The organism is Streptomyces sp. NPDC055078 (assembly GCF_053607985.1).
In genome coordinates this window covers 1-11833 of the sequence record NZ_JBSGUP010000217.1, presented here as the reverse complement: position 1 = coordinate 11833, position 11833 = coordinate 1, and the positions used below count along the sequence as shown (strand labels likewise).

11 protein-coding genes are annotated in these 11833 nt (G+C 70.5%); 5 read left to right on the top strand and 6 right to left on the bottom strand.

Going from position 1 to position 11833, the window contains the following annotated elements:
* Window positions 1–186: 186 nt before the first annotated feature.
* From ACWF94_RS19500 to ACWF94_RS19490, 3 genes are read left to right on the top strand one after another with little or no spacing between them, the layout of a single operon-like run.
* Window positions 187–1662 carry a purine-cytosine permease family protein gene (locus ACWF94_RS19500; protein ID WP_453489522.1) on the top strand — a complete coding sequence of 492 codons (1476 nt, stop codon included), beginning with the start codon at window positions 187–189 and terminating at the stop codon, window positions 1660–1662.
* Window positions 1659–3170, top strand: a complete 1512-nt coding sequence (locus ACWF94_RS19495; protein WP_453489519.1) for an anthranilate synthase component I family protein — start codon at window positions 1659–1661, stop codon at window positions 3168–3170. The genes ACWF94_RS19500 and ACWF94_RS19495 overlap by 4 nt, the downstream gene beginning before the upstream one ends.
* Window positions 3171–3178: 8 nt before the next feature.
* Entirely contained in the window at window positions 3179–4096 is a 918-nt protein-coding gene (locus tag ACWF94_RS19490) for a LysR family transcriptional regulator (protein WP_453489516.1), read from the top strand.
* Between the two features lie 123 nt (window positions 4097–4219).
* On the opposite strand, the gene ACWF94_RS19485 is transcribed toward ACWF94_RS19490, so the two are convergent.
* Genes ACWF94_RS19485 through ACWF94_RS19465 form a run of 5 tightly spaced genes read right to left on the bottom strand, consistent with a single transcriptional unit; the run spans window position 4220 to window position 8531 of the window.
* Window positions 4220–5392, bottom strand: coding sequence for an amidohydrolase (locus tag ACWF94_RS19485; protein ID WP_453489513.1), 1173 nt, complete (start codon window positions 5390–5392; stop codon window positions 4220–4222).
* Complete coding sequence (locus ACWF94_RS19480) at window positions 5382–6050, bottom strand: DUF1028 domain-containing protein (protein WP_453489511.1); 669 nt, start codon at window positions 6048–6050, stop codon at window positions 5382–5384. Before ACWF94_RS19480 ends, ACWF94_RS19485 begins: the two co-directional genes overlap by 11 nt.
* Window positions 6047–6472, bottom strand: coding sequence for a RidA family protein (locus ACWF94_RS19475; RefSeq protein WP_453489508.1), 426 nt, complete (start codon window positions 6470–6472; stop codon window positions 6047–6049). Before ACWF94_RS19475 ends, ACWF94_RS19480 begins: the two co-directional genes overlap by 4 nt.
* Entirely contained in the window at window positions 6469–7932 is a 1464-nt protein-coding gene (locus ACWF94_RS19470) for a 4-hydroxyphenylacetate 3-hydroxylase family protein (RefSeq protein WP_453489505.1), read from the bottom strand. Before ACWF94_RS19470 ends, ACWF94_RS19475 begins: the two co-directional genes overlap by 4 nt.
* Window positions 7929–8531, bottom strand: coding sequence for a flavin reductase family protein (locus tag ACWF94_RS19465; RefSeq protein ID WP_453489502.1), 603 nt, complete (start codon window positions 8529–8531; stop codon window positions 7929–7931). The genes ACWF94_RS19470 and ACWF94_RS19465 overlap by 4 nt, the downstream gene beginning before the upstream one ends.
* 301 nt (window positions 8532–8832) lie before the next feature.
* Between ACWF94_RS19465 and ACWF94_RS19460 the strand changes: the two genes are divergently transcribed.
* Window positions 8833–10347 carry an aldehyde dehydrogenase gene (locus ACWF94_RS19460; RefSeq protein WP_453489499.1) on the top strand — a complete coding sequence of 505 codons (1515 nt, stop codon included), beginning with the start codon at window positions 8833–8835 and terminating at the stop codon, window positions 10345–10347.
* Between the two features lie 223 nt (window positions 10348–10570).
* A complete protein-coding gene (locus tag ACWF94_RS19455; RefSeq protein ID WP_453489496.1) occupies window positions 10571–11590 on the top strand; it encodes an aldo/keto reductase in 1020 nt (339 codons plus the stop codon).
* Between the two features lie 59 nt (window positions 11591–11649).
* On the opposite strand, the gene ACWF94_RS19450 is transcribed toward ACWF94_RS19455, so the two are convergent.
* Window positions 11650–11833 (bottom strand): hypothetical protein (locus ACWF94_RS19450; RefSeq protein ID WP_453489493.1); only part of this gene is annotated, 184 nt, incomplete at its 5' end.

Genomic DNA, 11833 nt, shown 5'->3' with positions numbered 1-11833 from the left:
GACCCACGCCGGTCACCGGGGTGCTGCCGACCGGCTGCCACCGGGTGTCGGGCGACGACCGCGATCACATACCACTCCGGGGCTGCCGGCCCGACCACCTGTCCGGCACGACACGCTCCGGGGGACGGGGGTCACCGAGCACCCGGCCGATGCCGCGCATCGCCGCAGACACAAGGGAGCAGGTCGTTGAAACACCAAGCCAACCCGGCCATCGAAACACGAACCGTGCAGTTCATTCCGGCCGCTGAGCGGCACGGCAAGGCCCGTGAGATGTTCACCATCTGGTTCGGCACGGGACTGACCCTCGCGGCGGCGGCCACGGGATTCGTCGCCACATCCGTCTACGGCCTCCCCTGGTGGGTGGCGGTGACCGCACTGTTCACCGGCTGTCTGCTCGGCGGTGTGGTGATGGCGCTGCACGCCGCCCAGGGCCCGCAGACGGGTGTGCCGCAGATGCTGCAGACCCGGGCGCAGTTCGGGTCCTACGGCAGCCTGCTGGTGATCGTCCTCGTCGTGATCATGTACATCGGCTTCTTCGCGTCGAACCTCGTACTCGGCGGACAGTCGATCGCCGCGCTGACCTCGGTCGGTGTCACACCGTCGATCGTCTTCATCGGAGCCGTCTCCCTGATCGCCGCCGCCGTCGGCTACCGGCTGATCCACCGGCTCGCCGGCCTGATGAGCGTCGTCGCCGGTGTCACACTGGTCCTCGCGTTCGTCTGGGCCATCGGTGTCAACGGGGTGGCCGCGGACACCTGGACCGGCGGCACCTTCACCGCGGTGGGGTTCATGGGCGCGCTCTCACTCGCCAGCCTGTGGCTGATCGCCTGTGCCCCGTTCGTCTCCGACTACACCCGCTACATGCCCAAGGACACCGGGGTACGCTCCGCCTTCTGGGCCACCTACTGGGGCGCTGTCCTCGGAGCGATCCTGCCGATGGCGCTCGGCGCCCTGATCGGAGCGGCGCTCACCACTTCCGACACCGTCGCGGGTCTGGCCACCCTGACGGGTGGGATCAGCGGCCTCGTCATCGTCGTCTTCAGCATCGCTCTGGTCTCGCAGTCGGCGATGTTCGTGTACTGCGGCTCTCTGTCGGCGATCACCGTCGGCCAGACTCTGTTCGAGCGATGGACCCCGGGCGCCGGCGCCCGCGCCGCCGCATCGACGGCGATCTTCGCGGTGGCCATGGTGATGGCTCTCGCCGGGCAGGGCGACTTCCTCGGCAACTACACCAACTTCCTGCTCGTGCTGCTGTGCGTCCTCATCCCGTGGACCGCGATCAACCTGATCGACTATTACGTGATCAAGCACGGCGACTACGACATCGCCGCGATGTTCGAGCGGGACGGTGGCCGCTACGGCCGGTTCAACGGTCCGGCGATCATCTCCTACGTCGTCGGCATCGCCGTGCAGATCCCCTTCCTGAGCACCACCATGTACACGGGGCCCGCGGCCAGGGCGCTGAACTCGATCGATGTCTCCTGGATCGTCGGCCTGATCGTCACCTGTCCCCTGTACCTGGTCCTGATGCGCGGCTACGGGCAGGCGGGCGCCCCCGTCCTCCCCGACGGCCCGGGCGAAGACCACAGGGCAGGCCCCGGGCCTGCGGACGGCGGACCGCACCCGGCTCCAGCGGCAGACCCGCAGGGGACACCGACATGACCGGCTGCCGTTCCGCCGCCGAGGGCGTCGTCCGCGTGCGTCTGCCCGGGTGGCTCTCCCCGGAGACCGTGGCCCTGGCACAGGGCGGAGCCGCCGACCTGGCGTGGATCGACGCGGGGTACCAGGCATCCACCGGCCGCAGTGTGCTCGGCTGGGGTGACGAGACCGTGGTCGCCTCGGTCGGTGACGCCGGCGGCTTCGCCGGAGCCCTGGCCCGGCTGCGCTCGGCCGGTCGCCCCGCCGGGGCGACCCGGTCGGCCACTCCCGCCGCGCCCAGCACTCCCGCCGTGCCCGCCGCGCCCGGCGCCCCCGACGCTGCCGCCACACTCGGCTGGTACGGCTGGATCGGCTACGGCGCCACGGATGCCACACTGGCGGCGGGCGATGCCGGGCGCGGGCGGCGCCTGGCCGACCCGCACCATCCCGACCTCGCGTTCCTGCGGGTACGGCGTGCGCTCGTCTTCGACCACGAGCGGGGCTGTGTCGATCTGCTCCGGACCACCGGTGACACACCCTGGCAGGAACGGATGCTGCGCTGGTGGACCGGACAGGGCGCCGCCGTCCGGGCGCCGGGGACCACCGGCCGTGCCGTGGCGGAGCGAGAGCCGCCCCCGGCGCCGCGGCGGGGCCCGGCCCGCTGGGCCGACGACGACCGGCACTACCTGCGGCTCATCGCACGGTGCCAGGAGGCGATACGGTCCGGCGACGCGTATCAGCTCTGCCTGACCACGTCGGCCGGCGTGGAAGGGGTCACCGACGACCTCGACACCTACCGGCGGCTGCGCCGAGGCTCGCCGGCCCCCCGGGCGGCCTTCGTCCGTATCGGCGGCGTCGCGGTCCTCAGCGCCTCCCCGGAACTGTTCCTGTCCATCACCGCCGACGGGACGGTCACCACCTCCCCGATCAAGGGCACCCGGCCGCGAGGGCGCACCGCCGACGAGGACCGCCTCCTGGCCCGGGAACTGGCCGGAAGCGACAAGGAACAGGCCGAGAATGTGATGATCGTCGATCTCATGCGCAATGACCTGAACCGCGTCTGTGATGCGACGAGCGTCACCGTGCCCGAGATGCTGACGGTGCACAGCTATGCCCACGTGCATCAACTGGTATCGACGGTGCGCGGCCGGCTGCGCGGCGGGGTGAGCGCGCTGGACGCCGTGCTGGCGTGCTTCCCGCCCGGTTCCATGACCGGAGCGCCCAAGCACCGGGCGGTGGACCTGCTGTCGCGCTGGGAATCCGGGCCGCGCGGGATCTACTCGGGGGCACTCGGGCACTTCGGCCTCGACGGCTCGGCCACCCTCGCGGTGGTCATCCGCTCGATCATCGTGTCCGGAGGATCGGCACGCGTGGGGGCCGGCGGAGGGATCACCGCGCAGTCCGTGCCCACCGAGGAACTCGCCGAGGTCAAGACCAAGGCCGCCGCGCTGCTCGACGCCCTCGGGGCCCCTGCCCCAAGGCCCCCCACGGCCCCCTGCGGCCCTCTGCTGTCGGTGCTGACGAAAGGTTAGGAAGCGACATGGCCGATTTCACCCTCGCGCAGGTCCGCTACTTCGCCGCCGCCGCGTCCACGGGCAGCATGACGGCGGCCGCCGCCGAGCTGCGGGTCGCGCAGTCCGCCGTGTCGTCCGCCGTCGCCGCCCTGGAACGGTCCCTCGGCGTACGGTTGTTCATCCGCCAGCACGCACGAGGGCTGAAGCTGACCAACGCGGGCCAGCGCCTGTACACCGAGGCTCAGGCCCTGCTCGCCCATGCCGCGGACCTTCAGGAGTCCGCGCGGGACATCGCGGACACGGTCAGCGGCGACATCGCGCTCGGATGCTTCGTCACGCTGGCACCGTTCGTGGTCCCGCCGCTGCTGAGCATGTGTGCGCGCCGCTACCCCCGGCTCGACGTCCGGGTCCGCGAGCAGGGCACCCCCGGCCTCCTGGCCGAGTTGCGGGACGGCACCGTCGAGGCGGCCCTGATGTACGACCTCGGGCTGGGCCCGGACATGGCACGCCGCCGGATCGGGGCCGCCCCGCCCCATGTCATCCTCTCCACGGATCATCCGCTGGCCGGCTCTTCGGGCGTCCACCTGTCGAAACTGGAGCACGACCCGATGATCATCCTCGATATCCCGCACAGCACCGCGTACTTCGAGAGCCTGCTGCACACCGCGGGCGTCGAACCCCGGGTGCGTTACCGCAGTTCCAGCTACGAGACGGTGCGCGACCTGGTGGCGGAGGGCCACGGCTATGCCGTGCTCAACCAGCGTCCGGCGTTCGCGACCACCTACGGAGGGCGGTCCGTCGCCGCCGTCCCGCTGCTGGACGAGGTCGCGCCCCTGCCCATCGTGTTGGTGCGGATGGCACAGGTGCGCCCGACCGTCCGCGCACGCGCGCTGGCCGACGCCTGCGCGGCGGCGGTCTCCCGACGTGCGCAGGGCGCCGCCTGAGCCGCCTGAGCCGTCGGCGCCCAGGGGCGCCCAGGAGCCTCCGGCGAGGCACTGCGGACCGGTGAGTCCGCCGAAGACCGCGAGGGCGCCCGTCGCGGTCCTCGTACCCGGGGGTGGCGACGGTCATGGTCCGGCCGCCCGGTTCTCCCGTGGTGCTTGGTCCGGCGGGGTCGTCACGAAATCGATTCCGGTCAGCGCCAGTGCGGTGGCGGCATCGAGGAGCGCCCGTTCGGCGTCGTCACCGACGCAGTGCGCGGCGAACTCCTTCTGGTGATTGGTGGCGGGCAGTGAGCCGAGGCCGATGTAGGGGTGGATCGCGGGCACGACCTGGGAGACGTTGCCCATGTCGGTGGATGCCCGGTTCATACGCGCGGCGGCCGGCGAGGAGTCGAACCGGCGGCCCAGCCGTGTGGCGTTCTCGCGGTACAGCGCCAGAGCGCGCTCGTCGTTGCGGAACTCCGCGTACGGCCGGCTCTCGGGCACGACCGTCAGCTCGGCCCCCGAGGCCAGCGCCCCCGCCTGGAAGCAGCGCAGCACCTTCGGCTCGATCTCCGCCAGTTCCGCCAGTGTGTCGGCGCGGATGTACCAGCGGCCCTCGGTGGTCTGCGGAATCGCGTTCGGCGCCTCGCCGCCCCGGGTCATGATCCCGTGCACCCGCACGGATGGAGGCAGTTGCTGGCGCAGGAGACCGATGGCGACCTGTGCGAGAACGAAGGCGTCGTTGGCGTTGACCCCCTGCTCGGGATAGGCCGCGGCGTGCGCCGCCTGTCCTTCGTAGCGGATACGGGAGTGGGTCACCGCGAACGGCCTGGCCTCGGCCACGTCGACCGGTCCGGGATGCGCCATCATCGCCAGGTCGAGGCCGTGGAAGGCACCCCGGTCGAGCAGCTCGATCTTTCCGCCGCCGCCTTCCTCCGCGGGTGTGCCGTAGACCTCCACCTGGAGATCGAGGTCGTCGGCGACCCGGGCCAGGGCACCGGCGGCGCCGACCGCGATGGCCGCGATCAGGTTGTGGCCGCAGGCGTGCCCGAGGCCGGGAAGCGCGTCGTACTCGGCGACGAGGGCGATCCGCCGGCTGCCCCGGCCCGACACAGCGTGCAGTGCGGTGTCGAGGCCGAGATATCGGGCGGTGACGCGGAACCCGATGTCGTGCAGGGCGTTGCCCACCCACTGGGCGGCGCGGTGTTCCTCCCAGGCGGTCTCGGGGTGGCGGTGCAGCGTCTCGGCCAGGGTCACCAGCGGTTTCCGGTGCTCGGCGACCGATCGGGCCGCCGCCTGCCGGGCGCTACTCGTCACCGGGAACTCCGTAGGAGGGTGCCCGGGAGGGCTCGATGCCCCGGGTGACATAGTCCTCGCGCTGGGGCAGCCACAGCTCCAGCAGCCGCCTCAGCTCGTGGACCGGCTGATCGTGCCAGTCCACGCGGAGGTCGGTGACCCGCCAGCCCGCGTCGCGGACGACCGACACTCCGGCCGAGCGCACCGGTCCGGCCTCGCCGCCTGCCGCGAGTGCGGCGGACAGCCCGTTCAGCAGCCGGAGTTCCAGATCGCCCGTGCCGGTTTCGAAGCCCTCGACCAGGGCCTGTACAACGTTCGGGCCGGCCAGCAGGTTGCCGGCCGCGACGGACCTCGGCCCCTGTGCCTCGCCGTGCACTCCCAGGGCCTGACGCCCGCTGAAGACGGCCGAGCGCCCGTCGGCGCCGATCACCAGCAACTGGCGGTACCGGGCGTTCGGCTCGGCGGCGACGACGCTCGACAGAGCCTCTTCGGCACACAGTCCCTGTCCGAGCAGGTCCAGCAGCCGCGGCCCCAGCCGGGGGTCGGTGACGCTCTGCGAATTCGCCCCGCCCACACCGTCGCGCAGGTTCAGGCAGCGGGCGGCCACCGCCGGTGACGAGGAGCAGATCGCCGCGCCGATGGCACCGGTCGTATCGGTCGCGAGGATGGAGAACGTCATGCCGGGTCCCTTCGGCTGATCACCGCGGTGGCGTCGATCTCGACCAGCCACTCCGGGCGGGCGAGGGCGCTGACCACGATTCCGGTGGAGACCGGGTGGACGCCCTTGAGCCACCTCCCCACCGTCCGGTAGACCACCTCGCGATGGCGCGGGTCGACGAGATAGACCGTCACCTTGACGATGTCCTCCAGCGAACTGCCGGCTTCGTCCAGCAGTGTTCTGATGTTGCGCATGGCTCTGTCGGCCTGTGCCCCGACGTCGCCGATGCCGACCGATTCGTACGTTTCGAGGTCCTGTCCGATCTGGCCGCGCAGATAGACCACGCCACCGGCGACCACGGCCTGGCAGAGGTCGTTGTCGAGGCTCTGCTCGGGGTAGGTGTCCCTGGTGTTGAACGGCCGGATCCTATGGTGTGTGGTCATGCGACCGACCGCCCCCCGATGTTGTCCGACAGACCGGCCGCGGACCTGACGAGATCCAGCGGCCCGTCGAAGTCGAAGTTCCGGTAGACCGCCGCGAGCTGTGCGAACGGCGGCGACTGGGCGAAGAGCTGGAAGGTGAGGCGGTGTCCGGCGTAGTCGCTGTTGAGCAGGTCGCGGGCGAACGCCAGCAGTCTGCGGCGGTCGTCCGCGACCCACTGGTCGTTGATGGTGTAGTACTTCTCCAGCCAGTGCCCCACCTCGGGGTTGGCGAAGGTCGCCGCGTCCGGGGTGATGCAGATCTGCCCGCCGCACAGCTCCCGGGCGATGTGCATCATGTGCGGCAGCTGGGAGAGGGCGGTGACCCGGCCCGTGTAGAGCAGGGACTGGTTGGGCATCAGCAGACCCCCCGGGCTGGTCTCGGCCAGGGCGATCGAGGCGGTCAGGTGGGCGTTGATGTTCTCCCGGTAGACCGCCAGCTCGGCGAGCTTCTCCTGTACGGCCTGCTGCCGCTCAAGACCGGTCTGCTTCACGTTCCACAGGGCGGCGCCGATCATGAGGTCGGCCAGGTGCAGCGTCCGCTGCACGAAGGGGAAGGCGCTGTAGCGGTGCAGGGTGGAGCGGATGAAGGTCGCCGCCCTGGTGTGGCGGTAGAACAGCACATCCTCCCAGGGGACCAGCACATCGTCGAAAATCACCAGCGACTCGACCTCGTCGACCCGGTTGGCCAGGGGGTGGTCGGCCGCCGTCCGGCGGCCCGCGAAGCCCGTACGGCAGATGTACTTCAGGCCGGGCGAGCCCATGTCGACGACGAACCCGACGGCGTAGTCCGACAGCTCGCTGTTGCCCCAGTTGGCGATCGTCGGCTTGGTGAACGCCTGGTTGGAGTACGCGGCGGCGGTCTCGTACTTCGCGCCGCGGACGACGATGCCGCTGTCGGTCTCCCGCACGACGTGCAGCAGCATGTCCGGGTCCTGGTCCTGGGGAGCCTTGGACCGGTCCCCCTTCGGATCGGTGTTCGCCGAGACATGGAAGGGATCGCGCCGCACCGCGTGATCGAGGTGGCGGCGGATATTGGCGGAGAACTGCGGGTCGACCTCGTTGAGCACGTCCTGGCCGTCGAACAGCGACCACATCTCACCGATGGTCTCGTCGCCGACCCGGGTGACCGGGCCACCGGCCGCACGCTGGACCAGATCCACCGCGGCACGCTTGTCCCACCAGTCCTGCTGGGTACGGGGGAGCCGGTTCGCGATCGCGTTGCGCTCTCCGGTGGCCTCGTCGACGTAGGTCATCGCCTCCTGGGAGGCCGTTTCATGCGCGAGATCGTAGATGCGTGCCCGCACCTCGACGATCGGCCTGAACTGGGGGTGCAGGGTGACGTCCTTGACGCGCTCGCCGTCGATCCACACCTCCCGGCCGTCTTTGATCGACTCTCGGTACTCGTCGCCGGTACGGATCACGGTTGCTTCCTCACTCGGGGCTGGGGCTGTGCTTCGGGAAGACCGTCGAAGGTGGACGGATCGATGGCCGTGAGTCCGTGGTACGCGTGGGCGGCGTAGACCAGCGGTGTTCCGGTGTTCCGGGTGATGCCGGAGACACGGCCGACGAACACCGTGTGGGTGCCGGTCCGCAGCGTTTCGGCCACCGCGCACTCGAACACCGCTATGGCGTCGTGCAGATACGGTGGGCGGCCGGACTCGGCCACCCACGTTCCACACGTGAAATCCCACTTCTCCTTGCCCGGCCAGGGCCGGCCCGCGAAGGTGTCGGCCACATGGTCGTGCTGGACCCCCAGGACATTGACCGTGAACACACCGTTCACGGTGAGCTGCTCCCGCACCGGGCTTCGCCCGTGCAGCGCGATCAGCACCATCGGCGGATCGTTCGACACCGCGGCCATCGCGCTGACCGTCTGACCGCCGCGGCCCGCCGCGCCGTCCGTGGTCACGACCGTCACACCGGTCGCGGCGGAGCCCGTACTCCTGAAAAAGGAGTCACGGAATTCCCGGTCCGAATCGGCGGATTCCGCTGCCATCTCCGTTGCGGATCGCTTGGCCATCCGCTGGCCTCCTCTCGTCGTCCTGCCGGCAGCATCGCAATCCCGGACAGCGCCTGTAAAATACCGGCTTCCGGTGCAGTGAATCCGCTTCTTTGATAGCCACGGCCGCAAGGGGAACATGGATTCCCGTTCTCCGTCGGAGCGAGCTGTGCATCAACGAATCCGATGCGGTGCAGCTCTTTTTCCTGGGGTCGCGGGCACGGCTTCGGCGTTACGGTCGGAAGGCGAGCCGAGCCGGAGAACCACGGCCGCGCTCCGTGCACGGATTCTTCCGCGGCGCCGAAGGGGACACAGCCCACCGATGACCACCGCACCCCAAGAGACGGACTGGCGCTCACTGCGCGACGCCGCCGCACCCGACGGCCGCGCCGTCATCGACGGCGCCCGCGTCGACAGCGCCGACGGCACGACGTTCGACAGCGTCGACCCGGCCACCACCCGCGTGATCGCGGAGATCGCCCGAGGCGGTTCCGCGGACATCGACCGAGCCGTCACCGCCGCCCGGCGCGCCTTCACCACGGGGGCGTGGAGTGCGTGCGGCACGGACGTACGCAAGCGGGCGCTGTCGCGGCTGGCGGATCTGATCGAGTCCCACGCCACCGAACTGGCCCTCCTGGAGTCGATGGACATGGGCAAGCCCGTGTCCCAGTCCGCGACGGTCGACGTGCCCGGCGCCGTGGCGACCTTCCGCTGGTACGCGGAACTCACCGACAAACTCGCCGATGAGATCGCCCCGACACCGCCGGGGTCCACCGCGCTGGTGACCCGTGAACCCCTGGGAGTCGTCGGTGCGATCGTGCCGTGGAACTACCCGCTGGAGATCGCGGCATGGAAGCTCGCGCCCGCGCTCGCCGCCGGCAACAGCGTGGTGCTCAAACCCGCGCCGGAGTCGAGTCTCACCGCACTCGTCCTCGGCGACCTGGCTCTGGAGGCCGGCATCCCGGACGGCGTCCTCAACGTCGTGCCGGGCCCGGGCCCGGTCGCCGGCGAGGCACTGGCGCTGCACCCCGACGTCGACGCACTGACCTTTACCGGCTCCACCGAAGTGGCGAAACTCCTGCTGTCGTATTCCGGTCGCTCCAATATGAAACGGCTCAGTCTTGAGGCCGGCGGAAAGAGTTCCAACCTCATTTTCGCGGATACGGCCGATCTCCGGCTCGCCGCGCAAAAAGCGGCCTTCGGCGCGTACTACAACCAAGGCGAAGTGTGCTCGGCGAACTCCAGAATCCTCGTCCAGGACGAGATCTACGACGATTTCCTCGCGGCTTTCCTGGAAGCGGCCCGGGCCTACCGGCCGGGCGATCCCCTCGACCCGGCGAGCGGGACCGGAGCACTCGTCTCCCACCGTCACGCCGACCACGTCGAGCACGCCATCCGGCGTGCCGCCCGTGACGGGACCGTACTCGCGGGCGGGGAACGTCCGACCATCGGCGGGTCGCGGGCCTACCTCACACCCGCCGTCGTCACCGACGTACCCGCGGATCACTTCCTCCACCGCGACGAGATCTTCGGCCCGGTCGCGGTACTGGCGCGCTTCACCAGCGAAGAGGAGGCCGTCACCCTGGCCAACCGGACACGGTACGGCCTGGCCGCGTCCGTATGGACATCGGATCTCGCACGGGCCCACCGGGTGTCCTCCCGGCTCGTGGCCGGCACCGTCTCGGTCAACACGGTGGACGCCCTCTCCGTCACCACCCCGTTCGGCGGCTTCCGCGAATCCGGCTTCGGCCGCGACCTGTCCCGGCACGCCATGGACAACTACACGGCCCTCAAGACCACATGGATCCAGCACGGTGAGGCCGTGTTGCGAAAGTAGCGCCGTCCGCCCGGCGGGCGGGGCGCGCGGCGTCCGGTCGGGTCTCCCGCACCCTGGCGTGCCCCACACGTCGACAAGTGCCTTCCACCCGTCGCTTGCAAAAGTGGAACCTCGTTCCGTATCGTTCCGGAACGGGGTTCCGCTTTTTTGTGATGCCGGAGCAGGGCCCGGCAGCCACGCCATGCAAGGCACCACGCTTCACCCGCATTGAGGAGACACGGTCATGCAGTACCGCACCTTGGGCCGCACCGGTGTGCAGGTCAGCACCCTCGCGCTCGGCGCGATGAACTTCGGGAGGATCGGGCGCACCACCCAGGAGGAGGCCACCGTCCTGGTGGACGCCGCCCTGGAGGCGGGGATCAACCTGATCGACACCGCCGACGTGTACAGCGGCGGCGAGTCGGAGGAGATGGTCGGCAAGGCCATCGCGGGCCGCCGTGACAACATCGTGCTGGCCACGAAGGCGACCATGCCGATGGGTGACGAACGCCATCGCCGGGGCAGTTCGCGCCGCTGGCTGGTCACCGCGCTGGAGGAAAGCCTGCGCCGCCTCGGCGTCGACCACGTCGACCTCTACCAGATCCACCGGTGGGACCCGGACACCAGCGACGAGGAGACCCTGTCGGCGCTGACCGACCTGCGGCGCGCGGGAAAGATCCGCTACTTCGGCTCCTCGACCTTCCCGGCCCACCGCATCGTGCAGGCCCAGTGGGCCGCCCGCGAACACCAGCTGGGCCGGTACGTCACCGAACAGCCCAGCTACTCGATCCTGCAGCGCGGCATCGAGACCCATGTGCTGCCCGCGACCGAGGAGTACGGGCTCGGTGTGATGGTGTGGAGCCCGCTGGCCTCGGGCTGGCTGTCGGGCGCGATCCGCGCGGGCAAGGAGATCACCACCAGCCGCTCGGCGTTCATGCCGCAGCGCTTCGACACCACCATCCCCGCCAACCGGGCCAGGCTCGACGCCGTCGAGCAACTGGCCGGGGTCGCCGCCGGAGCCGGTCTGACGATGATCCAGCTCGCCCTCGGCTTCGTGACCGCGCACCCCGGCGTGACCAGCGCGCTCATCGGCCCCCGCACCCCGGACCACCTGCACTCCCAGCTCGCCGCCGCCGACACCGTGCTCACCGCCGACGTACTCGACGCGATCGACGCCATCGTCACCCCCGGCACCGACCTCGCCCCGCACGAGAAGAACGACACTCCGCCCGCGCTGCTCGACCCGTCACTGCGCCGCCGCTGACCGTACGGGGACAGCGCCGGAGACAGCGGCCGGGAACAGCGGCCGGGCGGTTCGCCTGGCTACGACGGCAGCTCGGTCAACAGCCGGCGGTAGACGCGTGCGTAGGCGGCCAGCTGCGCCAGCGACAGTTCATCGCGACGCGGATCGTCGGCGGCCGGCTTCGTCTGCGGGCCGAGGCGTACGGTCTCGACGCCCCGGGCGCGCAGGACCACGCCGTCGGTCGACCCCGTCCAGCCGGTGACC